The 25,183-nt window shown below is 70.2% G+C and carries 21 protein-coding genes; 10 read left to right on the top strand and 11 right to left on the bottom strand.

Annotated features, from left to right (window positions below; genetic code table 11):
• Positions 1-48 precede the first annotated feature (48 nt).
• The 4 genes from whiA to uvrC are packed head-to-tail and all read right to left on the bottom strand — an operon-like array spanning position 49 to position 5,265.
• Positions 49-1,032, bottom strand: coding sequence for a DNA-binding protein WhiA (gene whiA, locus IEY89_RS27825; RefSeq protein WP_189150250.1), 984 nt, complete (start codon positions 1,030-1,032; stop codon positions 49-51).
• Positions 1,023-2,090: a gluconeogenesis factor YvcK family protein gene (locus IEY89_RS27820; protein ID WP_189150249.1), complete on the bottom strand. Its 1,068-nt coding sequence runs from the start codon at positions 2,088-2,090 to the stop codon at positions 1,023-1,025. Before IEY89_RS27820 ends, whiA begins: the two co-directional genes overlap by 10 nt.
• Positions 2,087-3,139: an RNase adapter RapZ gene (gene rapZ, locus IEY89_RS27815; protein WP_189150248.1), complete on the bottom strand. Its 1,053-nt coding sequence runs from the start codon at positions 3,137-3,139 to the stop codon at positions 2,087-2,089. The genes IEY89_RS27820 and rapZ overlap by 4 nt, the downstream gene beginning before the upstream one ends.
• On the bottom strand, positions 3,136-5,265 hold the full coding sequence (gene uvrC, locus IEY89_RS27810; RefSeq protein WP_189150247.1) for an excinuclease ABC subunit UvrC: 2,130 nt from the start codon (positions 5,263-5,265) through the stop codon (positions 3,136-3,138). Before uvrC ends, rapZ begins: the two co-directional genes overlap by 4 nt.
• 304 nt (positions 5,266-5,569) lie before the next feature.
• Here uvrC and IEY89_RS27805 point away from each other — a divergent pair, with 304 nt between their 5' ends.
• The 3 genes from IEY89_RS27805 to IEY89_RS27795 all read left to right on the top strand — a co-directional run bounded on the left by IEY89_RS27805 (position 5,570) and on the right by IEY89_RS27795 (position 8,620).
• Entirely contained in the window at positions 5,570-6,532 is a 963-nt protein-coding gene (locus tag IEY89_RS27805; protein ID WP_189150246.1) for a hypothetical protein, read from the top strand.
• Between the two features lie 115 nt (positions 6,533-6,647).
• Positions 6,648-7,712, top strand: coding sequence for a LacI family DNA-binding transcriptional regulator (locus tag IEY89_RS27800; RefSeq protein ID WP_189150245.1), 1,065 nt, complete (start codon positions 6,648-6,650; stop codon positions 7,710-7,712).
• Positions 7,709-8,620 (top strand): carbohydrate kinase family protein, encoded by a 912-nt coding sequence (locus IEY89_RS27795; RefSeq protein ID WP_189150244.1) that lies wholly within the window; start codon positions 7,709-7,711, stop codon positions 8,618-8,620. Before IEY89_RS27800 ends, IEY89_RS27795 begins: the two co-directional genes overlap by 4 nt.
• A gap of 145 nt (positions 8,621-8,765) precedes the next feature.
• Here the strand turns inward: IEY89_RS27795 and uvrA are convergent, their stop codons facing one another.
• On the bottom strand, positions 8,766-11,756 hold the full coding sequence (gene uvrA / locus IEY89_RS27790; protein WP_189150243.1) for an excinuclease ABC subunit UvrA: 2,991 nt from the start codon (positions 11,754-11,756) through the stop codon (positions 8,766-8,768).
• Between the two features lie 223 nt (positions 11,757-11,979).
• Between uvrA and IEY89_RS27785 the strand changes: the two genes are divergently transcribed.
• The 5 genes from IEY89_RS27785 (at position 11,980) to IEY89_RS27765 (ending at position 16,239) form a co-directional block, all read left to right on the top strand.
• The gene (locus IEY89_RS27785; RefSeq protein WP_189150242.1) at positions 11,980-12,666 is read left to right on the top strand and encodes a maleylpyruvate isomerase family mycothiol-dependent enzyme; all 687 of its coding nucleotides are present in this window, start codon (positions 11,980-11,982) and stop codon (positions 12,664-12,666) included.
• Between the two features lie 30 nt (positions 12,667-12,696).
• Positions 12,697-13,353 carry an MBL fold metallo-hydrolase gene (locus IEY89_RS27780; protein ID WP_189150241.1) on the top strand — a complete coding sequence of 219 codons (657 nt, stop codon included), beginning with the start codon at positions 12,697-12,699 and terminating at the stop codon, positions 13,351-13,353.
• 317 nt (positions 13,354-13,670) lie between these two features.
• The gene (locus IEY89_RS27775) at positions 13,671-14,558 is read left to right on the top strand and encodes an ABC transporter substrate-binding protein (protein ID WP_189150240.1); all 888 of its coding nucleotides are present in this window, start codon (positions 13,671-13,673) and stop codon (positions 14,556-14,558) included.
• The gene (locus IEY89_RS27770) at positions 14,555-15,466 is read left to right on the top strand and encodes an amino acid ABC transporter permease (protein WP_189150239.1); all 912 of its coding nucleotides are present in this window, start codon (positions 14,555-14,557) and stop codon (positions 15,464-15,466) included. Before IEY89_RS27775 ends, IEY89_RS27770 begins: the two co-directional genes overlap by 4 nt.
• 44 nt (positions 15,467-15,510) lie before the next feature.
• Positions 15,511-16,239, top strand: a complete 729-nt coding sequence (locus tag IEY89_RS27765) for an amino acid ABC transporter ATP-binding protein (RefSeq protein WP_189150264.1) — start codon at positions 15,511-15,513, stop codon at positions 16,237-16,239.
• A 13-nt stretch (positions 16,240-16,252) separates the two neighbouring features.
• Here the strand turns inward: IEY89_RS27765 and aroQ are convergent, their stop codons facing one another.
• Positions 16,253-16,726 carry a type II 3-dehydroquinate dehydratase gene (aroQ, locus tag IEY89_RS27760; protein ID WP_189150238.1) on the bottom strand — a complete coding sequence of 158 codons (474 nt, stop codon included), beginning with the start codon at positions 16,724-16,726 and terminating at the stop codon, positions 16,253-16,255.
• Between the two features lie 102 nt (positions 16,727-16,828).
• Between aroQ and IEY89_RS27755 the strand changes: the two genes are divergently transcribed.
• Positions 16,829-17,875 (top strand): S66 family peptidase, encoded by a 1,047-nt coding sequence (locus tag IEY89_RS27755; RefSeq protein ID WP_189150237.1) that lies wholly within the window; start codon positions 16,829-16,831, stop codon positions 17,873-17,875.
• Positions 17,876-17,922: 47 nt separating this feature from the next.
• On the top strand, positions 17,923-19,164 hold the full coding sequence (locus tag IEY89_RS27750; protein WP_229695441.1) for an MFS transporter: 1,242 nt from the start codon (positions 17,923-17,925) through the stop codon (positions 19,162-19,164).
• A 13-nt stretch (positions 19,165-19,177) separates the two neighbouring features.
• Here IEY89_RS27750 and IEY89_RS27745 read toward each other — a convergent pair whose 3' ends face one another.
• The 5 genes from IEY89_RS27745 to IEY89_RS27725 all read right to left on the bottom strand — a co-directional run bounded on the left by IEY89_RS27745 (position 19,178) and on the right by IEY89_RS27725 (position 25,085).
• On the bottom strand, positions 19,178-20,278 hold the full coding sequence (locus tag IEY89_RS27745; RefSeq protein ID WP_189150236.1) for a calcium:cation antiporter: 1,101 nt from the start codon (positions 20,276-20,278) through the stop codon (positions 19,178-19,180).
• A gap of 340 nt (positions 20,279-20,618) precedes the next feature.
• Entirely contained in the window at positions 20,619-20,933 is a 315-nt protein-coding gene (locus IEY89_RS27740; RefSeq protein ID WP_189150235.1) for a DUF1330 domain-containing protein, read from the bottom strand.
• 127 nt (positions 20,934-21,060) lie between these two features.
• Positions 21,061-22,062: a TerC family protein gene (locus tag IEY89_RS27735; protein WP_189150234.1), complete on the bottom strand. Its 1,002-nt coding sequence runs from the start codon at positions 22,060-22,062 to the stop codon at positions 21,061-21,063.
• A gap of 286 nt (positions 22,063-22,348) precedes the next feature.
• Positions 22,349-24,454, bottom strand: coding sequence for a TerD family protein (locus IEY89_RS27730; RefSeq protein WP_189150233.1), 2,106 nt, complete (start codon positions 24,452-24,454; stop codon positions 22,349-22,351).
• Between the two features lie 64 nt (positions 24,455-24,518).
• On the bottom strand, positions 24,519-25,085 hold the full coding sequence (locus IEY89_RS27725) for a TerD family protein (protein ID WP_189150263.1): 567 nt from the start codon (positions 25,083-25,085) through the stop codon (positions 24,519-24,521).
• Between the last annotated feature and the right edge of the window lie 98 nt (positions 25,086-25,183).

The raw sequence follows: 25,183 nt of genomic DNA, 5'->3' as shown, positions 1-25,183 counted from the left end.
GGTGCCGGCACCCGAAGCGGGTACCGGCACCGGCGTGTTGAGGCTCCGTCAGCCCACGTCGGCCATCTCCTCGGAGAGGTTGGACTCCGTGCCCGGGATGCCGAGGTCCTGGGCCCGCTTGTCGGCCATGGCCAGCAGCCGGCGGATCCGGCCCGCGACGGCGTCCTTGGTCAGCGGCGGGTCGGCCAGGGCGCCCAGCTCCTCCAGGGATGCCTGCTTGTGGTCCATGCGCAGCCGGCCGGCAGCCGCGAGGTGCTCGGGGACCTCGTCGGCGAGGATCTCCAGCGCGCGCTGGACCCGGGCGCCGGCGGCGACCGCGGCGCGCGCGGAACGGCGCAGGTTCGCGTCGTCGAAGTTGGCGAGGCGGTTCGCGGTGGCGCGGACCTCGCGGCGCATCCGCCGCTCCTCCCAGGCCAGCACGGACTCGTGTGCGCCGAGCCGGGTGAGGAGGGCGCCGATCGCGTCCCCGTCCCGGACGACGACCCGGTCGACACCCCGCACCTCGCGGGCCTTGGCCGCGATCGAGAGGCGGCGGGCGGCACCCACGAGGGCCAGCGCGGCCTCGGGGCCCGGGCAGGTCACCTCCAGGGACGAGGAGCGTCCCGGCTCGGTGAGCGAGCCGTGGGCCAGGAAGGCGCCTCTCCAGGCCGCCTCCGCGTCACAGGTCGCCCCGGAGACCACCTGCGGGGGCAGGCCTCTGATCGGGCGGCCACGGCCGTCCACAAGCCCTGTCTGGCGGGCCAGCTGATCACCGCCCGCGACCACCCGGACCACGTAACGGGAGCCGCGGCGCAGTCCGCCGGGCGCCATCACGATCAGCTCGGAACTGTGGCCGAAGATCTCCAGAATGTCCCGCTTGAGCCGACGGGCCGCCATCGCGGTGTCCAGCTCCGCCTCGATCACGATGCGCCCGCTCACCAGGTGGAGGCCGCCGGCGAACCGCAGAATGGCAGAGACCTCCGCCTTCCTGCAGCAGGTACGGGTGACGGGGAGCCGGGAAATCTCGTCCTTCACCGCTGCCGTCATCGCCATGGGCCGATCCTTCCATGCATCCGAAAAATACGGTCGTACGCGGCGGCCAACAGCTCCGTATCGTGCCGAGGAGATCCGTCGGTCCGGGCCACCGGCGCCAGCTCGACCGCGGCACCGAACCGCTTGGCGGCATCGGTCAGCAAGTCGCGGTCGGGCACGGCGGCCTCGTCGGCCAGCACCACGTCCAGGGCGAGTTTAGGGGCGTGTCGTCCCAAAACCTCCAAATGACGCTGCGGGGAGAAGCCTTCGGTTTCTCCGGGTTGCGGCGCGAGGTTCAGCGAGAGTACCCGGCGGGCCTTCGTCTCGGTGAGCGCCTCCAGCAGTTCGGGCACCAGCAGATGCGGGATCACGGAGGAGAACCAGGAGCCCGGCCCGAGGACCACCCAGTCGGCGTCCAGGACCGCTGCGACGGCTTCCGGGACGGCGGGCGGGTCGTGCGGCACGAGGTGCACGCTCTGCACCTCGCCGGGCGTCAACGCGACGGTCGCCTGTCCCCGTACGGTGTCGACGTCGTCGGGCCGCTCCGGGTCATGGCCCTTGACCAGGGCCTGCAGTTCCAGGGGTACGGCCGACATCGGCAGGACGCGGCCGTGCGCGCCCAGGAGCCGGCCGACCAGGTCGAGTGCCTGGACGTGGTCGCCGAGCTGCTCCCACAGGGCGACGATCAGCAGGTTGCCGACCGCGTGTTCGTGCAGGTCGCCCTTGGACTGGAAGCGGTGCTGGATGACCCGGGCCCAGGTCTGGCCCCATTCGTCGTCGCCGCACAGGGCGGCCAGGGCCTTGCGCAGGTCGCCGGGCGGCAGGACGCCCAGCTCGTCGCGCAGGCGCCCGCTGGAGCCGCCGTCGTCGGCCACGGTGACGACGGCGGTCAGGTCGCCGGTGATCCGGCGCAGTGCGGCGAGCGAGGCGGACAGGCCCATGCCACCACCCAGGGCGACGACCTTGGGCTGGGCGCCCCGGCGGCGCGGCCTGGCGCCGCGGGCCTCGACGGGCCGGCCCACGCGGCCCTCGGGGGTCACCCGGCGCAGCCTGCTCAGCCGCGGTGTACGTCCCGTCATTCCCGTCCCATGTCCCGGTGCACGATCACGGTCTCCACGCCCTGCGAGGCGAGGCGGGCGGCGAGCTTCTCGGAGGTGGCGACCGAACGGTGCTTGCCGCCGGTGCAGCCGACCGCGATCGTCACATAGCGCTTGCCCTCGCGGCGGTATCCGGCGGCGATGAGCTGGAGCAGCTCGGCGTACCGGTCGAGGAACTCCTTGGCGCCGGGCTGGTTGAAGACGTACGCCGACACCTCCTCGTTGAGGCCGGTGTACGGGCGCAGCTCCGGGACCCAGTGCGGGTTGGGCAGGAACCGCATGTCCACGACCAGGTCGGCGTCGACCGGGAGGCCGTACTTGAAGCCGAAGGACATCACCGTGGCCCGCAGCTCGGGCTCCTCGTCGCCGGCGAACTGGGCGTCCATCTTGGCGCGCAGTTCGTGCACGTTGAGGCTGGAGGTGTCGATCACCAGGTCGGCGTCGCCGCGCAGTTCGCGCAGCAGTTCGCGCTCGGCGTCGATGCCGTCGACGATGCGGCCGTCCCCCTGGAGGGGGTGCGGCCGGCGCACCGACTCGAAGCGGCGCACCAGGGCGTCGTCCGAGGACTCCAGGAAGACGATCCGTCGGGTGACGCCCTTCACCGCCAGGTCGGCGAGCGAGTCACGGAGGTTGTCGAAGAAGCGCCTGCCGCGGACGTCGACGACGACCGCGATCCTGGCGACGTTGCCCTGGGACCGGGCGCCGAGTTCCACCATGGTGGGGATCAGCGCGGGTGGCAGGTTGTCGACGACGAACCAGCCGAGGTCCTCCAGACACTTGGCGGCCGTCGAACGGCCGGCTCCGGACATGCCGGAGATGATCACCAGCTCGGGGATGGCGACTTCGGCGACCCCCGCTGTCTCGATGCCCGTACCCACTTGCTCTCCGTCTTCCTGGCCCGGTGGTTCCTGGCCCGCCGTGTCGCCCGGTGCCGGGCCCCCGGCGTGCCGCGAGCGATCATCGCCCGCTTCCTTGTGACCTGCCTGGCTTTCCGCTGTGTGCTCGGCCTTCGGCGTCTCGTGCTCGGTCATGTCTCCTGCCCCCGTCGCTCGTCCGGGGCGCCCGCGGTTACGGGCTCCCCCGGGGCACCCGTCTGCGTTCCGGGTGCCCCGTCCTGCGTGTCTGTCGTGGTTTCTGCGTACTCCGTGTCATCCATGATCTCTCCGGTCGCCGTGTTCACGGCGGGTGCGGCCGGGGCCGCCCGCGCGAGGGCCACGGCGATCGTCTCGGCCGTCTTGAGGCCTATGCCGGGGACCTCGCGGATCTGGTCGATTGTGGCGGACCGCAGCTTTTTCACCGAGCCGAAATGCTTGATCAGCGCCTGTTTCCGGGTTTCACCGAGTCCGGGCACGTCGTCCAGCGGGCTCGCCCGGAAGCGTTTGGCCCGTTTGACGCGCTGGTAGGTGATCGCGAAGCGGTGGGCCTCGTCACGTACGCGCTGGAGGAGATACAGGCCCTCGCTGGTGCGGGGCAGGATCACCGGGTCGTCCTCGCCGGGTACCCAGACCTCCTCCAGTCGCTTGGCGAGGCCACAGACGGCGATGTCGTCGATGCCCAGCTCGTCCAGCGCCCGCTGGGCGGCGGCGACCTGCGGCTGCCCGCCGTCGACGACGACGAGCTGCGGCGGATAGGCGAACCGCTTGGGCCGCCCCTCGTCGTCCTTCAGTTCCTCGCCGGGTTCCCGGCCGAGCTCCTGACCGGTTCCCCGGCGGGATTCCCGGCCGGGGTCCTGGCCGTCCGCCCACTCCCCGGTCTTCTCCTTCTCGGCGATGTAGCGCTTGAAGCGACGGCCGATGACCTCGTGCATGGACCGGACGTCGTCCTGCCCCTCGAAGCCCTTGATCTGGAAGCGGCGGTACTCGCTCTTGCGCTGCAGGCCGTCCTCGAAGACGACCATCGAGGCCACCACGTCGTCGCCCTGGAGGTGGGAGATGTCGTAGCACTCGATCCGCAGCGGGGCGCTGTCCAGATCGAGGGCCTCGGCGATCTCCTCCAGGGCGCGTGAGCGGGTCGTCAGGTCGGAGGCACGCTTTGTCTTGTGCAGCACGAGCGAATGCTGCGCGTTGCGCTCCACGGTCTCCATGAGTGCCTTCTTGTCGCCACGCTGCGGGATGCGCAGCGACACGCCGGACCCACGCCGCTCCGCCAGCCACTCCTGGACGGGCTCCACGGGGTCGGGCAGCGCGGGGACGAGGACCTCCTTGGGCACGGAGTCGCCCTTCTCCTCCCCGTAGAGCTGCTGAAGGGCGTGCTCGACCAGGGCGCCGGTGGTGATCTCCTCGACCTTGTCGGTCACCCAGCCCCGCTGGCCGCGCACCCTCCCACCGCGTACGTGGAAGATCTGCACGGCCGCTTCCAGCTCGTCCTCGGCGACCGCGATCAGGTCCGCGTCGGTCGCGTCGGCGAGCACGACCGCGCTCTTCTCCATGGCTTTCCGCAGGGCCTCGATGTCGTCGCGCAGACGGGCGGCCCGCTCGTACTCCATCTCCTCGGCCGCTTCCGTCATCCGCTGCTCCAGCCGGCGGATGTACGTCCCTGTGCGGCCCGCCATGAAGTCGCTGAACTCGTCGGCCAGTTCGCGGTGTTCCTCGGCCGAGACCCGCCCGACGCAGGGTGCCGAGCACTTGTCGATGTAGCCGAGGAGGCAGGGGCGGCCGGTGCGGGCGGCGTTCTTGAAGACGCCGGCCGAGCATGTGCGCACCGGGAAGACGCGCAGGAGCAGGTCCACGGTGTCGCGAATCGCCCACGCGTGCCCGTACGGCCCGAAGTAGCGGACGCCCTTGCGCTTCTGACCGCGCATCACCTGCACACGCGGGTACTCCTCGTTCATCGTCACCGCGAGATACGGGTAGCTCTTGTCGTCGCGGTACTTGACGTTGAAACGGGGGTCGTACTCCTTGATCCAGGAGTACTCCAGCTGGAGCGCCTCGACCTCCGTGGACACCACCGTCCACTCCACGGAGGCGGCCGTGGTGACCATCGTGCGGGTGCGCGGGTGGAGGCCGGCCAGATCCTGGAAGTAGTTGGCCAGGCGTTGGCGCAGGCTTTTCGCCTTCCCGACGTAGATCACCCGGCGGTGCTCGTCGCGGAATCTGTACACCCCTGGAGAGTCCGGGATCTGTCCCGGACTGGGGCGGTAGCTGGAGGGGTCGGCCATGTCTCACACCCTACTGGCGGGGTGTGACAGCGCGGTGATCCTGTGGACGGACACCCCAGGTCCCCGCGGAGGGGCGGGCAGGAGAGCGAGAGCCTCGGCAGGTGCGCGTGTTGCGCCTCAGGTGTTGTCGCGCCTTGGTCAACACGCTTCAATGCGGGGGAACTCGGGGCGGTGAACGGCCGCGTACGTACGTGCGGACACCCGGACACGGGGACGAGGACTCCGCGTACGCCCGCCGACCGCCCCGGTTCGACCCACGCGCGGTCCGACCAGCCGCCGCGATCATTCACAGAAGGGCCCCTGTATGCGCCAAGGCACACCGCACGTGGACGACGTCGTCGTGGAGGACGCCGCCGCGGAACTGGAGACGGCTCTGCGAAACGGCCCCTTCCACGTGGCCCTGCGGGCCGCGATCTCCGCGCGCGGTCTGCCACTGCAACGCGTCCAGCACCATCTGCGGCGGTACGGGGTCAAGGTGGGCGTCACCAGCCTGAGTTACTGGCAGCAGGGCGCCCGCCGTCCGCAGCGCCCCGAGTCACTGCGGGCAGTGAGGGCCCTGGAGGAGATCCTCCAGCTACCGGACGAATCGCTGATCCGGCTGCTTTCCCGGGACGACGAACACGCCGGCACGCAACGTCCGGCCGGGCGTTCGTACCGCTCCCTGGTGGAGGCCTCCGGCATCCTGGAACAGCTGCTGACGGAGCTGGAGGCGCCGCTCGACGGCGGCCTGCACACCCTCGGCCTGCACGAACAGGTACAGATCGGCACACACCGTGAACTTCTCGCCCGCGAGGCCCATCACATCGTGCGCGCCCACCTGGACGGCACCGACCGTTTCGTCGCCGTGCACCACGGCGATCCCGGATCCACGCCGGACCGCATGTCGGTCCACGCCCTGGAGAACTGCCGCACGGGACGGATACGCCGGCACCACGACACCGGGGTGCTCGTCGCCGAACTCCTCTTCGACACCCGGCTGCGCGCAGGAGATACGTTCCTCTTCCGCTACGCCGTGGAGGACGGCACTGCGGGCGTGTCCCGTGAGTACGTGCGCGGATTCGGCGTCGCGGGCGGCCAGTACGCGCTCCAGGTCCGCTTCGACGAAGGGTCCCTGCCGGTGCGCTGCCACCGGTTCGCCCAGCACTCGGCCGCGGCCCCCCGCAGTGGCCGCCAGGACCTGCCGGTGAGCGCCCGCCACCGCTCGGTCCACCTCGTCGAACCGAGGCTGCGACCGGGGATCCTCGGCATCGCGTGGGACTGGGAGTGACGGAACCGCAGAGACGTAAGCGATTACGTAAACGCTTACGCAAGCGTTTACGTCCCCCTTCGAATGAGGTACGTTGCCGCCATCGAAGCCCGATCGGCACGGAAGGCGGGACTCCATGGCGACGATGGCCGACGTGGCGCGGCATGCCGGCGTGTCCGTGGCGACCGTCTCCCATGTGCTGAACGACACCCGTGTCGTGCGCCCCGCGACCCGCCAGGCGGTCCTCGACGCCATCGAGGTCCTGGGCTACACCCCGAACACGCTGGCCCGTTCCCTGGTGACCGCGCGGACGCGGTCCATCGGACTCGCGGTGTCGGCGATCAGCAACCCGTACTTCACGGAGATCCTGCAGGGCGTCGAGGCCGGTGCTCTGGAGCACGGCTACAGCCTCCTCATCGCCGACCCGCACGACGACCCCGAGCACGAGCGCAAGGTCGTCCAGCTGCTGCACGAGCGACGCGTGGACGGCATGATCGTCGCCCCCTCGGCGGATCCGGGCGCCCTGGTCGCCTACCTGACACGGCATGACGTACCGACGGTGTTCCTGGACCGGCTGCTCGACACCCCCTCGGTCAGCACCCCGCGCTTCGACCAGGTGTGTGCCGAGAACGCCGAGCCCATGGCCCGGCTGATGGCTCATCTCACCGCACTGGGCCACAAGCGCATCGGTCTGGTGGCGGGCCGCCCCGGCCTCAGCACGACGGCGGAACGGATCGCCGGCTACCGCATCGGCCTCGCGTCCGCCGGGCTGCCCCACGACGAACGCCTGGTGGCCCATGGCGACTCCGAGTCGGCGGGGGCCGAGCGGGCCACCAGCGCCCTTCTCTCCCTCGGGGCGCCTCCGACCGCCCTCGTCACCGCCAACAACGCGATGACCATCGGCACCCTGCGCGCCCTGCGCGAGCGGGGCCTCACCGTGCCGGACGACCTGGCACTGTGCTGCTTCGACGACTTCGCCTGGGCCGACCTCTTCACGCCGGGGCTCACCGCCATCGCGCAGCCCGGCAAGGACATCGGTGCCCAGGCCGTACGTCTGCTCCTGGACCGCCTGGCCGACCCGGACCGCCCGACCCGAACCGTGCGGCTCCCGTGCACGTTCGTCCATCGCGAGTCGTGCGGATGCGCCGACCGGGAGCACCCCGAGCACTCCCGCCAGGCCGAGAAAGGACCTGTCTCATGATCGTCGTCGCCGGTGAGGCACTCATCGACCTGGTACCGCGCGCGGCGGGCGCCCTCGCGGATCTGCGACCGGCGCTGGGTGGCGGGCCCTACAACACGGCGGTGGCCCTCGGCCGCCTCGGCTCCCCCACCGCGTTCTGTTCCCGCGTCTCGTCCGACCCCTTCGGCGAGGCGCTGCTCGACGGGCTGCGCGAGGCAGGCGTCGACGTGTCGTCCGTGCAGCGCGGCAGCGAGCCGACGACCCTCGCGGTCGCCTCGATCGGTGTGGACGGCTCCGCCGCCTACTCCTTCTATGTCGAGGGCACCGCCGACCGGCTGTTCACCACACCCGCTCGACTCCCCGACACAGTCCGGGCGGTGTCCTTCGGCACCTGCTCGCTGGTCCTGGAGCCGGGCGCGAGCGCGTACGAGGAACTGCTGCGGAGCGCCGCCGCACAGGGCGTGTTCACCGCGCTCGATCCGAACATCAGGGCGGGGCTGATTCCCGATGCGGACGCCTACCGGGCTCGTTTCACCAGTTGGCTGCCTTCCGTGTCGCTGCTCAAGCTCTCGGAGGAGGACGCGAAGTGGCTCGGCGGAACTCCGCGCGAGTGGCTGGCCGCCGGCCCCTCCGCCGTCGTGGTCACCCGGGGCGGCGACGGGCTGACCGTCTTCACCCGTGACGGTGCGGAACACTCCGTGCCCGGCGAGAAGGTGGACGTCGTGGACACGATCGGCGCCGGCGACACCGTGAACGCGGCACTGCTGCACGGCCTGTCGGCCCGGGACTCGCTGTCCCCGGCGGCCCTGGCCGACCTGGGTGCCGGCGGCTGGACCGACCTGCTCCGCCTCGCGGCCCGCGCGGCGGCCATCACCTGCTCACGAGCGGGGGCGGAACCTCCGTACGCGGCCGAACTGGGCGCGCTGTAGGAGCAGTTCGGCCCACCGGGGGGTGGGGCGGGGCAGTTGGCCGCTCCTGGTCGTCCAACGTGCGGGGGCCCGCGGGGAGTTCCCGCGGGCCCCCGGGTCCGCTGCGTCCGCTGTGTTCGCCGTGGTTTCCGGGCCGGCCGGCAGTTCAGGCCTTGCGGGCCCGAGTTGTCGTCTTCTTCGCCGGAGCGGCCTTCTTCGTGGCCCCGGCCGTCTTCGTCGACGTCGGCCTGGCCGCCACCGCCTTCTTGACGGCCGTCTTGCGCGGGGCCTTCACCGAGGCGGCGTCACTGACCCGCTCGGCACCGAGGACCTCGCGCAGGAACTTGCCGGTGTGGCTGGTGGCGACCGCGGCGACCTCCTCCGGTGTGCCCTCGGCGACGACGAGACCACCGCCGGCACCTCCCTCGGGGCCCATGTCGACGACCCAGTCGGCGGTCTTGATGACGTCGAGGTTGTGCTCGATGACGATGACCGTGTTGCCCTTGTCGACCAGGCCGGAGAGGACCTTGAGGAGCTTGCTGATGTCCTCGAAGTGCAGACCGGTGGTCGGCTCGTCCAGGACGTACACCGTGCGCCCGGTGGAGCGTTTCTGGAGTTCACTGGCGAGTTTCACGCGCTGGGCCTCGCCGCCGGACAGGGTCGTGGCGGACTGGCCGAGCCTGACGTAGCCGAGGCCGACGTCGTGCAGCGTGTTGAGGTGGCGGGCGATCGCGGGGACGGCCTCGAAGAAGTGACAGGCTTCCTCGATCGGCATGTTCAGGATGTCGGCGATGGACTTGCCCTTGTAGTGGACCTCCAGGGTCTCCCGGTTGTAGCGGGCGCCGTGACAGACCTCGCACGGGACGTACACGTCCGGGAGGAAGTTCATCTCGATCTTGATGGTGCCGTCGCCCGCGCAGTTCTCGCAGCGTCCGCCCTTGACGTTGAAGGAGAAGCGGCCGGGCAGATAGCCCCGCACCTTCGCCTCGACGGTCTCCGCGAACAGTCTGCGGACGTGGTCGAAGACGCCGGTGTACGTCGCCGGGTTCGATCGCGGGGTACGGCCGATGGGCGACTGGTCGACGTGCACGACCTTGTCGACCAGGTCGTCGCCGTCCACGCGCGTGTGGCGGCCGGGCACGCTGCGGGCGCCGTTCAGCTCGCGGGCGAGGTGCGTGTACAGGATGTCGTTGACCAGCGTCGACTTGCCGGAGCCTGACACCCCGGTGACGGCCGTGAGCACACCGAGCGGGAACGACACGTCGATGTCCTGCAGGTTGTTCTCGCGGGCCCCGTGCACGGTGAGCCGACGGGAGGGGTCCTGCGGGCGCCGGATGTCGGGCAGCGGGATGGCCTTCCTGCCGGACAGGTACTGCCCGGTCATCGACTCCTCGTTGGCGAGCAGTTCCTTCAGGGAGCCGCTGTGCACGACCTTGCCGCCGTGCTCGCCCGCGCCGGGGCCGATGTCGACGATCCAGTCGGCGACCTTGATGGTGTCCTCGTCGTGCTCGACGACGATGAGCGTGTTGCCCATGTCCCGCAGCCGGACCAGGGTTTCGATCAGCCGGTGGTTGTCGCGCTGGTGCAGACCGATGGAGGGTTCGTCGAGGACGTAGAGGACACCGACGAGTCCGGAGCCGATCTGGGTCGCGAGGCGGATGCGCTGGGCCTCGCCGCCGGAGAGAGTGCCGGCCGCGCGGTTCAGCGAGAGGTAGTCGAGACCGACGTCGACCAGGAACTTCAGCCGTTCGTTGACCTCCTTGAGCACCCGCTCCGCGATCTTCTTGTCGCGGGCGTCGAGCTTCAACTTGCCCAGGAAGTCCGCGCAGTCGCTGATCGACATCGCGGCGACCTCGGCGATGGACCGCTCCATGACCGTGACCGCGAGGACGATCGGCTTGAGGCGGGTGCCCTGGCAGGTGGGGCAGGGCACCTCCCGCATGTAGCCCTCGAAGCGCTCCCGGCTGGCGTCGCTCTCCGACTCGCTGTGCCGCCGCTTCACGAACGGGACGGCGCCCTCGAACGGTGTGGTGTACACACGCTCCCGGCCGTACCGGTTGCGGTAGCGCACCTCGATCTGGGTCTTGTGACCGTGCAGGAGCGCCTTCCTGGCACGCTGCGGGAGGCCCGCGAAGGGGATGTCCGTACGGAATCCCAGCGCGTCCGCGAGGGCGGTGATGAGGCGGCTGAAGTAGTCCTTGGTGTGACCGTGCGACCAGGGGTGGATCGCGCCCTCGTCGAGGGACTTGTCCTCGTCCGGGACGATCAGCTCGGGGTCGACCTCCATGCGCGTGCCGATGCCCGAGCAGTCGGGGCAGGCGCCGAAGGGCGAGTTGAAGGAGAAGGAGCGGGGCTCCAGTTCCTCGAAGGACAGGTCGTCGTACGGGCAGTACAGGTGCTCCGAGAACATGCGCTCGCGCTCGGGGTCGTCCTCGGGGAGGTCGACGAAGTCGAGCACGACCATGCCGCCGGCGAGACCGAGGGCGGTCTCCACGGAGTCGGTGAGGCGGCGCTTGGCGCCCTCCTTGACCGTGAGGCGGTCGATGACCACCTCGATGGTGTGCTTCTCCTGCTTCTTCAGCACGGGCGGGTCGGACAGCTGGACCGTCTCGCCGTCCACCCGCGCGCGGGAGTAGCCCTTGGTCTGGAGGTCCGCGAACAGGTCGACGAACTCGCCCTTGCGCTCCCGCACGAGCGGCGACAGCACCTGGAAGCGGCTGCCCTCCGGCAGCTCCAGGACCCTGTCGACGATGGCCTGCGGCGACTGACGCGAGATGGGACGACGGCACTCGGGGCAGTGCGGCTTGCCGATGCGCGCGAACAGGAGACGCAGATAGTCGTAGACCTCGGTGATGGTGCCCACCGTCGAGCGAGGATTGCGCGAGGTCGACTTCTGGTCGATCGAGACGGCCGGTGAGAGGCCCTCGATGAAGTCGACGTCCGGCTTGTCCATCTGGCCGAGGAACTGGCGGGCGTACGACGAGAGCGACTCGACGTAGCGGCGCTGGCCCTCGGCGAAGATCGTGTCGAAGGCCAGGGAGGACTTGCCCGACCCGGACAGGCCCGTGAAGACGATGAGCGAGTCGCGCGGGAGATCGAGCGAGACATTCTTGAGATTGTGCTCGCGCGCGCCACGGACGATGAGACGGTCGGCCACGCCGGTCCGCACCTTTCTTGAGAGAAGTGACAGGGGCGGGGCCCCCGTGCTTTCTCAGACTAGGGGGAGCCACTGACAACGCCGGTCGGATTCCTGGGGTGGTAACAATCCCCGGCCATCCAGCATGCCCGACGCCGCACTCGACCATATAGCACGCACATTCGATTTGCGGGGCTGGTCCACCGGCTTCACCCGAACGTGTGGCGGGGCTATCGTCGGCTCCATGGCCGATCAAGTGCGCGACCTGGCATCTGTACGCGACGCGACGGAACGGCTGCTCACCGCAGCCGCGAAATTGAACAACGATTCGGTGGCCGAACCGTCACGGCTGCCGGGCTGGACCCGCGGTCATGTCCTGGCCCACATCGCCCGCAACGCGGACGCTCTGGTGAACGTGCTCGCCGGCCGGCCGATGTACGCGTCCGGGGAGACCCGGGACGCCGACATCGGCCGGGACGCCCCGCGCCCCCTCGACGTACAGCTCTCGGACGTGCGCGAGAGCGCGGCCCGCTTCCAGGAGGCCGGGGCCGCGCACGCGGACTGGTCGCGCACGGTGGAGCTGCGCAACGGGGTCACCGACATGGCCTCCCGGGTGCCGTTCCGGCGTTGGATCGAGGTCGAGCTGCACCACGTGGACCTGGGGATCGGGTACGAGCTCGAAGACCTCCCGGCGGAGTTCACGGAGCGGGAGATCGCGTTCCTGGCCGACCGGTTCACCGGCCGTCCCGACGTGCCGCCCACGGTGATCACGGACGGCACGCGCGCGTGGAGCACGGGAAGCGAGGCGGGCGGGCCCGAGCTCACGGTCACCGGACCGCCACCCGAGCTGCTGGGGTGGCTCTGCGGCCGGCGCGACGGAGCGGCACTCCACGTCCCGGGAGGGACCCTGCCCACGCTGCCCCCGCTCTAGGGATACCGCCGTCGCTATAGGCTGAACGTCATGACGTACAGCGGAGCGGTGAAGGTCGGCGGCCCTGCCGATGTGCACGAGTTGCCGGGCCTGATGATCACCAAGGTCGCGGTGGGCCCGATGAACAACAACGCCTATCTGCTGCGCTGCCGGGCCACGGACGAGCAGTTGCTGATCGACGCGGCGAACGACGCCCACACCCTGATCACGCTCATCGGTGACGACGGCATCGCGTCGGTCGTCACCACGCACCGGCACGGGGACCACTGGCAGGCGCTCGCGGAGGTCGTGGAAGCCACCGGCGCCCGTACGTACGCGGGCCGGGACGACGCCGAGGGCATCCCCGTACCGACCGATGTGCCGGTCGACGACGGGGACACGATCCGCGTCGGGCGCGTGGAGCTCACCGCGCGCCATCTGGTCGGACACACACCCGGCTCGATCGCGCTCGTCTACGACGACCCGCACGGGCATCCGCACGTGTTCACCGGGGACTGCCTCTTTCCTGGTGGCGTGGGAAACACGCGCAAGGACCCGGATGCCTTCGCCAGCCTCATCCACGACGTGGAGACGAAGATCTTCGGCCCGCTCCCGGACGAGAGCTGGGTCTATCCGGGCCACGGCGACGACACCACCCTGGGTGCGGAGCGGCCCCACCTGCCGGAGTGGCACGCACGGGGCTGGTGAGCCGGCCGGCGGAGACCTCGCCCACGAGGTGGTGAACTCCCCTGCGGGGGCGTGCGGTTGATGACCGCACGCCCCGTGTGAAACGAACACACACGCCGGTAGCGCGCACGCGCTCCCGGCGTGCGCGCCGGCGTAGTCCACTGAAGGCAGCCCCGCACAGGATGACGGCTCCTGAGCGGCACGGGCCGCCGACCTGTCGATCCCCGCCCTCGGTCGGCGGCCCCGGCGTTCACGAGAATGCAACACACGTTCCCACCATGCGGACAATTCCGCCTGTGACCTGGACAAATGGCACGCTCCGCTGCCACTCTCCCGCCATGCATCTTGCCCCTCACATGTTGCGCCGCGTGATCTCCGCCGCCGCTGTCGCCCTGCTCGCCACCGCTGTCGGCTGCGCCCCGCAGCCTGAGGAGAAGAGCGCCGCCAACCCCACCGGGACGGCCGGAGCGGCCACCTGTGCCAAGGGCAAGTTGGACACGCAGACCTCGGGCAAGCTGACGATCGCCACCGACGAACCCGCGTACGAGCCCTGGTTCAAGGACGACAAGCCCGCGAACGGTGAGGGCTTCGAGTCGGCGGTCGCGTACGCCGTGGCGCAGCGGCTCGGCTACGACAAGGCGAACGTCGTGTGGCAGAGCGTGCCCTTCAACAAGGCGTTCGCGCCCGGCGCGAAGACCTTCGACTTCGACATCAACCAGGTGTCGATCAGCGCCGAGCGCAAGAAGGCGGTGGACTTCTCGTCCGGCTACTACGACGTGCGTCAGGCCGTCATCGCGCTGAAGACCTCCAAGGCCGCGAAGGCGACGAGCATCGCGGACCTCAAGGGCCTCAAGCTGGGCGCCCAGGTCGGCACCACCAGCCTCGACTACATCGACGACGTGGTGAAGCCGACCCGGGAGCCCGCCGCGTACGCGAAGAACGACCAGGCCAAGTCCGCGCTGCAGAACGGCCAGGTGGACGCCATCGTCGTCGACCTGCCGACCGCCTTCTACATCACCGCCGCCGAGGTGACCGACGCGAGGATCGTCGGGCAGTTCGAGAACCAGGACGGCATGCCGGAGCAGTTCGGGCTCGTGCTCGACAAGGGCAGCGCGCTCACCTCGTGCGTGGCGACCGCGGTGGACACCCTGCGCAAGGACGGCACGCTCGCCTCGATCGAGAAGCAGTGGCTGTCGGACGCCGTCGACGCTCCGGTGCTCAAGTGACCGCAGTGAAGGAGGAGTCCGGGCAGGAGGACCCGGGCGACATGCCTGACCGTGGCGGCGAGGGTTACGTCCCCTCGCAGCGGCGCATCGACCGTGAGCGGTACAAGCGCACCCGTGCGCGCCGCGCCACGTCGATCGCCGCGCTGTCCACCCTCGTCACCGGGGTCGTCCTCTATCTGGTCGTGGTGAGCGCGCCGGGCTGGCCGCGCACCAGGGAGACCTTCTTCAACGGGCAGTACGCGCGCGAGGCGTTCCCCAAGGTCCTCGAAGGGCTGTGGCTCAACGTACGGCTGCTGCTGATCTGCGGCGCCGCGGTGCTCGTCCTGGGCATGCTGATCGCCGTCGCGCGCACGCTGCGCGGTCCGGTGTTCTTCCCGCTGCGCGCGCTGGCCGCCGCGTACACGGACTTCTTCCGCGGCCTCCCGCTGATCATCAACCTGATGATCGTCGTGCTGGGCGTCCCGGCGCTGCGGCTCCAGGGCATCACCGTGGACCCGGTGCTGCTCGGCGGTACGGCGCTGACGCTGACGTATTCGGCGTACGTCGCCGAGGTGTTCCGGGCCGGCATCGAGTCCGTGCACCCGTCCCAGCGGGCGGCGGCGCGCTCGCTCGGGCTGACCAACCGGCAGGCGCTGCGGCACGTCGTACTGCCCCAGGCCGTACGGCGTCAGGTGCCGCCGCTGCTGAACGACCTGGTGTCGCTGCAGAAGGACACCGGCCTCGTCTCAATCGGCGGCGCGGTCGACGCCGTACGCGCGGCCGACATCATCGTGGGCCGGAGCCTCAACTACACGCCGTACATCGTCGCGGGACTGGTCTTCGTCGCGCTGACCATCCCGATGACCCGCTTCACGGACTGGGTGACGGCGCGGATGGACCGGCAGCGGGCGCAGGGAGGAACACTGTGAGCGACATCCCCGACAACTCGCCCACCTCCTCTGCCGTGCTCCGTATGGAGTCCGTGCGCAAGACGTTCGGTGACACCGTCGTCCTGCGGGACGTCGATCTGGAAGTCGCCCCGCACACGGTGACCGCTCTCATCGGTGCGTCCGGCTCCGGCAAGTCCACGCTGCTGCGGTGCGCGAACCTGCTGGAGGAGATCGACGACGGCGCGATCTGGCTGGACGGCGAGGAGATCACCCACCCGCGGACCGATCAGGACGCCGTGCGCCGCCGGATCGGCGTGGTCTTCCAGGCGTACAACCTCTTCCCGCACATGACCGTCCTGGAGAACATCACCCTCGCCCCGCGCCGGGTGCACGGCGTGGACCGCGCGGAGGCGGAGCGGTACGCCCGTGAGCTGCTGGAGCGGCTCGGGCTGGGTGCGAAGGCGGGCGAGTACCCGGACCGGCTGAGCGGCGGCCAGCAGCAGCGGGCCGCGATCGTCCGCGCCCTGGCCGTACGCCCCCGGCTGCTGCTCCTCGACGAGATCACCGCGGCCCTCGACCCGGAACTCGTGGGCGAGGTCCTCGCCGTCGTCCGGGATCTGAAGGGCGAGGGCATGACGATGGTCCTGGCCACCCATGAGATGGGCTTCGCCCGCGATGTCGCGGACCAGGTCTGCTTCCTCGAAGGTGGCGTGGTCCTGGAACGCGGCACGGCCGAGCAGGTGTTCGGCGACCCGCAGCAGGAGCGTACCCGCCAGTTCCTGCGGCGGATCGTGGAGGCGGGGCGGCTGTAGGGGCGGCCGTACGTCACGCTTCCGCTGTCGCCGCTCCCACCAGCGCGGCGACCCGCTCCACCCCGAACACGTACCCCTGCACACCGCACCCCGCGATGACGCCGTCGGCGCGCAGTGAGACGTAGGAGTGGTGGCGGAACGTCTCGCGCCGGTGGATGTTGGAGATGTGGACCTCCAGCACCGGCATGCCGTCACAGGTGTTGAGGGCGTCCAGGATCGCGACGGACGTGTGCGAGTAGGCGCCGGGGTTGATGACGATGCCGGCGTGCTGGAGGCGCGCCTCGTGGATCCAGTCGACCAGCTCGCCCTCGTGGTTGGTCTGACGGAAGTCCACCGTGCCGCCGTGCCCGGCCGCCGCCTTGACGCACAGGGCCTCGACATCGGCGAGCGTGTCGGATCCGTAGATCTCCGGCTGGCGCTGGCCCAGGAGGTTCAGGTTGGGGCCGTTCAGGATCATGATCGGGGCGTTGGCGAGGGTGCGGGGCACGGTTCCTCCGGTCCGTTCAGGGGTGGCGGCCCGTCGAGGACCGCTGCTCAGCCCCGGTTTATCACGGTGCGCCGGCAACGCGGTCGCCCGTACCCTCCCGGAATGACGACCCCTGCCTATCCCCTCAAGCCCTCGCCCGGCGACCGCATAGCCGTCATCTCGCCGGGCGCCGGACTGCCCGGGCTCTTCCCGCGCCCCCACGAACTGGGGCTGGAGCGGCTGCGCAAGGAGTTCGGGCTCGAACCGGTCGAGTATCCGGCGACCCGGAAAATGGGCTCGACGCCCCAGGAGCGCGCCGACGACATCCACGCCGCGTTCGCCGACCCGGAGATCAAGGCGGTCATCGCCACGATCGGCGGCGACGACCAGATCACCGTGCTGCCATTCCTGGACCGGGAGTTGATCCGCGCGAACCCGAAGCCGTTCGTCGGGATGAGCGACAACACGAACCTGCTGGCGTACCTCTACAACACCGGGATCGTCGGCTATCACGGCGCGACCGTGATGACGGCGCTCGGGCGTCCCGTGGCCATGGACCCGCTGACCGCCGAGTCCCTGCGGGCCGCCCTGTTCACCTCGGGCGAGTACGAACTGCGGCCCGCCGAGCGCTGGACCGACATCGACCGCGACTGGGCCGACCCCGCCACCTTCGGCAGCGAGCCGGAGACCCGTCCCGGCAACGGCTGGACCTGGCAGAACGCCGACCGGGTGGTGGAGGGCCGTGGTTGGGGCGGCTGTCTGGAGATCCTGGGCTGGCTGTTGATGGCCGACCGCGAGATCTCCCACGATCTGACAGAGTACGACGGCGGAGTGCTGCTCCTGGAGACCTCGGAGGAGCTACCGAGCGGCGCGGAGGTGTTCCGCACGTTGCGCAACATGGGAGAGCGCGGGCTGCTCCGGCGTTTCTCCGCAATGCTGATGGGGCGCGCGAAGACCTGGTCCTTCGAGCGCCCCAACAGCCCTGACGAGGGCGCCCGTTACGCCGCCGAGCAGCGGGAGGCCGTCCAGCGCGCGCTGGACGCCTACGCTCCCGGGCTGATGGCCGTCTTCGACGTGGACTTCGGACACACGGATCCGCAACTCGTCCTCCCTTGTGGAGGGTCGATACGGGTGGACGGCCCCGCCCGGCGCATCACCGTGACGTACTGATCCCGCGGCCCTCGTACGCCCCCGTAACGCGCGATCACCGTGGGTAGTTGACGCGGCATGCACGATGTACGCACGGTAAGGGCGGCACCGCCGCCGCACTGGTGCTGGGGCCGCTGTTCTTTCCGACGTTCTCGCCGGTGGCCGGGACGCTGGCCGCCTTCGGCACGTTCGGTGTCGGGTTCGTCGCCCGGCCGCTGGGTGCGGTGCTGTTCGGGCACATCGGGGACCGGCGCGGGCGGCGGCCGGTGCTGGTCGCCTCGCTGCTGCTGACCGGTGCCTCGACGGTCGCGGTCGGTTGCGTACCGACGTACGAGTCAATCGGCGCCGCTGCTCCCGTGCTCCTCCTGGTGCTGCGTTTTCTCCAGGGGCTCGGGCTCGGTGGGGAGTGGGGCGGGGCGGTTCTGCTGACCGCGGAGCACGCGCCGGCCGAACGGCGTGCCCTGTGGGCGAGTTTCCCGCAGATCGGCCCCGCGGTGGGCTTCCTGCTCGCCAACGGCGTGATGCTGGTGCTGTCGGCGTCGCTCACGGAGGCGCAGTTCGCCTCGTGGGGGTGGCGGGTGCCGTTCTGGGCGGCCGGGGTGCTCGCCGTGGCGGGGCTGTGGCTGCGTTCGTCGCTCACCGAGAGCCCGAGTTTCCTGGAGATCGAGGACCACGCGCGCGTGCCGCTCGCCGAGGTGGTGCGCGACCACTGGCGGCTGGTCCTGCTGACGGCGGGCGCGCTCGCGGTCGGGTACGCCGTGTTCTACGCCGTGACGACCTGGTCCCTCGCCTACGGGACGGAACGGCTCGGGGTCAGCCGTACCGTCATGCTGGCCTGTGTCATGGCGGCGGTGGTGGTCAAGGGCGCCCTGACACCCGTGGTGGCTCTCCTGGGCGACCGCTACGGTCGCCGACCGCTGTGCCTGACCGGCTGTGCCGCCGCCGCCCTGTGGATGTGCCCGATGGTCGCACTGCTGTCGACGGGCGAACCGCTGCTGATGTTTCTCGGCTTCCTGGTGGCGATGATCGCGTTCGTCACGATGTTCGCGGTGATCGCCGCGTATCTGCCGGAGTTGTACGAGCCCCGCGTGCGGTGCACGGGCGCCGCGGTCGGCTACAACCTCGGCGGGGTTCTCGGCGGCGCGCTGACGCCGGTCGTGGCGACGGCGCTCGCCGAGCACGGGGGCCGGGTCCCGTGGGGCGTGGGCGCCTATCTGACGGGGATCGCGCTGTTCAGCCTGGGGTGCTTCGCTTTGCTGCCGGAGACCCGGCCGGTGCCCCGCCTCGCCGCCGTACCGGCCACGGAGTGACCTGTGGCGGTGGTCAGGGGTTGATCGCCAACTCCAGGTAGGCGGCGAACAGCACCAGATGCACGCCTCCTTGGAGCGGCGTGGCCCGCCCGGGCACCACCGTCAGCGAACCCACCACCACGGTCAGGGCGAGCAACACCATGTGGGTGGATCCGAGGCCGAGCACCAGCGGCCCGGAGAGCCAGATGGACGCCAGAGCCACGGCGGGGATGGTCAGGCCGATGCTGGCCATCGCGGATCCGAGGGCGAGGTTCAGGCTGGTCTGCACCCGGTCGCGGCGCGCGGAGCGCAGTGCGGCGATCGTCTCGGGAAGCAGCACGAGCAGGGCGATGATCACACCGACGACGGCAGGCGGCAGGCCGGCCGCCTGCACCCCGGACTCGATGGTGGGCGACACCCCCTTCGCGAGGCCCACCACACCGATCAGCGCCAGGCCCAGCAGACCCAGGCTGATCCGGACGTCACGGACGGTCGGAGGCTCCGCGTGGGCGTCCGCGGTGATGACCTCGCCCTGTCGGGTGATCGGCAGGAAGTAGTCCCGGTGCCGCACGGTCTGGGTCGCCACGAACAGGCCGTACAGGACCAGTGAGGCGAGTGCGGCGAAGGTGAGCTGGGCGGTGGAGAACTCCGGGCCCGGCTTGCTCGTGGTGAACGTCGGCAGCACCAGGCTGAGAGTGGCCAGCGTCGCGACCGTCGCGAGGGCGGCGCCGGTGCCCTCCGGGTTGAAGACGGCGGTTCCATGCCGGATCGAGGCGGTGAGGAGACTCAGTCCGACGATGCCGTTGCACGTGATCATCACGGCCGCGAAGACGGTGTCTCTGGCCAGGGTGGAACTCTTGTCCCCGCCGTCCGCCATCAGCGTGACGATCAGGGCGACCTCGATGATCGTGACGGCAACGGCCAGCACGAGCGAGCCGTAGGGTTCACCGACCCGATGGGCGATCACCTCGGCGTGGTGCACGGCGGCCAGCACCGCTCCCGCGAGGACCAGTGTCACCAGCGCGACGACCCCGCCGGGAAGATCTCGTCCCCACGTGAACAACAGCAGGACGACCGCAGCCACCGGCACGACGGCCGTCCACCGCGTCGCGAGCGACCGCAGCCGGACGATCATTCAGCGATCCTCACAGACGGACACGGGCCGCGCATGCGCACACCGATCCGCGCACGTCTGCTCACGCCGGTCCCACTGACGGTCCTCCACACTGCTCCACACGATCTGCGTAGGCTTCGACCTGGTGCCCCGAAATACCGGGCGCATGTTCCCCCGTGCCCCGAGCCCCGTGCCCTCGCACCGGCCTTCCCCCCTCCCCCCCCCGGACGACGGGGGACGGGGCCCGAAGCCCCACGGCCGCTCGGTTCCCCCGACTGGCCACTGCGGAGCCTCGCGGCGCCTCCGCCGGTCGAGGCCCGGCGCTCACGCGCCGCGGGGTCCGCTCGGTGGCCTGCCGCCGCTACTTCCGCTCGGTCGTCTCCCGTACGTCGCAGTCGGTGAAGGACGGCGGCCTCGTACACATCGAGGCCAGTTGCTCCGCCATCCTGGTCGTCTGGGGGTCGTCGCTGTTGCGCATGGCCTCGTCGTACGAGTCGAACTCGATCATCACCAGGAACCTGTTGGGCTGGTTCCTGTCCTGGAGAACGAGGCGGTGCGTGGGGCCGCCGGCACGGCCTGCGAGGCGCTTGTCGGTCTCTTGGACCAACGCCCGCATCTCCTCCATCCGGTCGGTCTCGATGTCGATGATCTGAACGAACTTCGTCGCTGTGTCCACGATGCCTCCACCCGGCCGTGGCGCCCCCGGGTAAGGGACGCTCACCACCCAACGAAGCACCGGGAACGGTGCTCGGCAATTCGCCGTGCCCCGCTCCCTGTGGTGGATGCTCCTACGTTCGACGTGGTCAGGCGCCGATGCTGTCCTTCGGAGCGCCTTCGCTCTCCTTCTGCGCCGCCTCGGCCGCTTCCTGCTTCCTGGAGGCGATCAGGCTGGTGACAGTGGTGATCACCAGGACCCCGCAGATCACTCCGAGGGAGACCGGTATGGAGATCTCCGGTACGTGGACGCCCGACTCGTGCAGGGCGTGCAGCACCAGCTTGACGCCGATGAAGCCGAGGATGACCGACAGACCGTACGAGAGGTGGACCAGCTTCCTCAGCAGGCCGCCGATGAGGAAGTACAGCTGGCGCAGTCCCATCAGGGCGAAGGCGTTGGCGGTGAAGACGATGTACGGGTCCTGGGTCAGGCCGAAGATCGCCGGGATCGAGTCGAGGGCGAACAGGACGTCCGTGGTACCGATCGCGAGCATCACGACCAGCATCGGCGTCATGATCCGCTTGCCGTTCTCCTCGATCCACAGCTTGGTGCCGTGGTACCGGTCGGCCACACCGAACCGCTTCTCGGCAGCCTTGAGCAGCTTGTTCTCCTCGAACTCCTCGTCCTCGTCGTCCGCGCGGGCCTCCTGGATCAGCTTCCAGGCGGTCCAGATGAGGAAGGCACCGAAGATGTAGAACACCCACGCGAAGCTCGCGAGGATCGCGGCGCCGGCGGCGATGAATATCGCCCGCAGGACGAGCGCTATGAGGACACCGACGAGGAGCACCCGCTGCTGGTACTGCGAAGGCACCGCGAACTTCGCCATGATCAGGACGAAGACGAAGAGGTTGTCGACGCTCAACGACTTCTCGGTGATGAAGCCCGCGAAGAACTCACCGGCGGGCTCACCGCCGCCGAAGACGAGCAGCCCCAGGCCGAAGAACCCGGCCAGGGCTATCCAGACAACCGTCCAGATTCCGGCTTCCTTGATCGATACGTCGTGGGGCTTGCGCCCGATGAAGAAGTCCACCGCGATCAGAGCGGCGAGACCCACGATGGTCAGGACCCACAGGGTCACGGAAACATTCACTGCGCCTCCGGCAGTAGTAACGGCAAATTGCAGCGTCGTCGCTACCGGAGGTCTCTTCCACCCGCGACAGTCGGGCTCCTTCACGCGCCCGGATGCCTGCGGGCCGACGCCCCGGGATCTGGATCGATCCGTATTGACGGGTACGCCGCAGCAGGTAGGGAGTACTCCCCTCCGTTAGGGAAAACAGTACCCCAATCACCAAGGGAAGGTAAAGAAATCAGTAAAAGAGAATCAAAGTCCGCAGGTCAGATGGCTTTACGGATCCTTGGTGAAGTGCCTGGGCGCGTCAGCGGTTCCCCGAGCGGCGGGCCGCCGCGACCTGGCTGAGCACCTGCTGGAGCACCTGGCTGCCGCGCGGGACGACCGACGGCTCGTACGTCCACGCATGGCCGACCCACGGGTCGGCAAGGTGGTCGTCGGGCACCGGAGTGAGTCGCATGAGCGAACGCCAGAGCGGGTCCAGCAACGGCCCGTAGGCGGCTGCGTCCTCGCGGTCCGCGACCATCATCAGATGGACGCCGACGGCCGGCCCCTCGTCCGCGAGATAGCGCAGCTGGGTCACCGCCCGGTCGTCGAAGCCGTGCGGGAAGTCATTGACGAGCAACAGCTGCTGAGCGGTGTCGAGGTCGGGCGGCAGCGAGTCGGCCGCGCCTCCACGCACCGCCATCTGCACGAGGTCGACGCGCTGGGTCAACCGGCCCAGGATGTCCGCGACACCGGCGGCTCCGGCGGCGGGCGGACCCGCGAGAACACCCGTCCGGACCAGCGGCGCGAGAGCCGAGGCGGCCGAACCCGCCGGGTCGACGACGTGCACCGTGAATTCGCCCGCCGGATGGACAGCGAGCAGCCGGGCGGCGTGCGTGACCGCCGCGTCCATGGCAAGTCGGCGCAGTTCGTCGGAGTCGAGGAGCGAGCCGTCGAGGGACTCACCGCCGCTGTCGATCCACAGGCCGCGCTCCAACGGCAGCCGGACGAGCATCGGGATGCTCAGCTCGGCGCTCTCGGGCAGCCGCAGGTCGCCCAGCCGCAGCGCCATGGGCATCTCCATCGGTACCCGGTAGCCGTGCCAGACAGGGTTGTCCCAGCGCGCGTACGGCAGGGGCAGCGCGGGCTCGACGACCTCGGCCTCGGCGGTGAGCTGGGAGAGATCGCGGTCGAGGGCGGCGCGCGCCTGGTCCACGAGTTCGGCGTGCTTGGCGCGGGCCGCTTCCCGGGCGGCGTCGCCCCGGCCGACCCGGCTGCGGGGATCGGCCAGCGCCTTGTCGATCTCCTTTTCAAGGCGCGAGTCGGCGAAGTCCACGGCACTGCGGTACGCGGCGACAGAGCGCGCCAGGTCCTCGAACATGCCCCAGACCTGGTTGTAGAGCCGCTCGTCCATGGACCACCCGCCGGCGTCACCGGCGACCGGCCGCGCCGCCTGTCCCGGCCCGGCCGGGGGCGCGGCCTGCGGGGCCGGTGACGGAGCGGCCGTACGGCGGCGGGGGTGGCTGTAGTCGATCGGTGCTCCGGCGGCGGGGGCGGACGGCTGCGGGGTGGCGGAAGGGTCTGCCTGCGCCGCTCCCCCACAGTGGCCCGCCGGAGCCGAACCGTCCGGTTGACCTGCCTGCGTCGGGGTGTTCTGCGGGTCCTGTGCTCCGTACGGCGGCGAAGGCTGCGCGGAGGCAGCGCCCTGGCCGCCCTGAACCAACGGGCCGGCTTGCTCCGGTGCGCCGGAACTCTGGGTGTCCTGCGGTCCTTGGGCCGCGTACGGAGCCGCGGATTGCGCGGGTGCGGGCGATGCGGTCCGGCGGGTGCGGTCGCCGTCCAGCGCACGGGGTGGCGGGGGTGCCACCGAGCGGGAGTGTGCCCGGGACACCGCCTCGTCGATGGTGTCCGCGAGGTGGCGGGCCTCTGAGAGTCCCTGGTCGGTGAGGAGTTCGGCGAGGCCGCCGGAGTATCCCTGGCCGATGGCGCGCACCTTCCAGGCGTCCTGTCTGCGGTAGAGCTCCACAGCGATCACGGCCGACTCGGCCTCCAGGCCCGTGATCGTGTAACTGGCGACCTCGGTGCCGTCGAGGCCGGTGACGGCGACGAAGGGTGCTGCGACGGCGCCGAAGCGGACCGGACCGCCCACCCCGGACGGCAGGGCGAGCAGCACGCTGACCCGGTGCACCGCCTCCGGCATGGCACCCAGGTCGACGGCGAGCCGGTGGTCGGCCGCCGCCTGCTTGGAGACCTCCAGGCCGGGGAGCGTGGGAGCCCCGGGGTGAGCCACCCACTCGACGCCGAGGACCTGGCCCTGCTCGTCGCCGATCGTGGCTCCGGCCACGATCGGCGCACCGGCCGAGATCCGCACTTCGAGGCGGACTTGGGAGAGCGGATGGTTCTGCCCCCGGACCAGCTCGGCCGTCATCGCCTTCGTCCCCCCGTGTCGTTCTCTTGTTCCCTGGGCTGTTCCCTGGGCAGCCCGGGCCCGGCTACAGGTGCGGCAGGATCGCCGGCATCAGGTCCTGGAAGGTGCGGCCGTTGGTGGGCGTGCCCAGGGCGGTCATCTGCCAGCCCGTGCCCGCACGGTGCACCTTCGCCATGATCTGGGCCGTGTACTGACCGCCACCGTCCAGTGTGTAGCGGGCGAGTTCATCACCGTTGGTCTCGTCGACCAGACGGCAGAACGCGTTCTGCACCTCCTGGAAGGTCTGGCCCGTGAAGGAGTTCACGGTGAAGACGATCTGGTCGATGTGGACCGGCACACGCGGCAGGTCGACGAGGATCGCCTCGTCGTCACCACCCTGGCCGACACCGCCGACCAGGTTGTCCCCGGTGTGCCGTACGGAGCCGTCGTCGCTCACCAGATGCCGGAAGAACACGACGTCGACGGGCTGCTTGTCGGCGAACAACACGGCAGAGGCGTCGAGGTCGATCTCCCGCGTACGCGAGCCGAACAGGCCACGCCGGGGAGCCGCCTGCCAGCCGAGGCCCATGCGCACCGCGGTCAGCGTGCCCCCGTCGTTCTTCTGCAGGTTGATGGCCTGACCCTTGGTCAGATTGACGCTGCCACTGGGCGTTCCACCCTTGGATACGTCCACCACGCGCTGTTCCCCTCTCGAGCCGTCCCCTGTTTCCGCGGGGTCCGCGGATGACC

Source organism: Streptomyces lacrimifluminis (assembly GCF_014646095.1).
Classification (GTDB): Bacteria; Actinomycetota; Actinomycetes; order Streptomycetales; family Streptomycetaceae; genus Streptomyces; species Streptomyces lacrimifluminis.
This window is presented reverse-complemented; position numbering and strand designations above follow the sequence as displayed.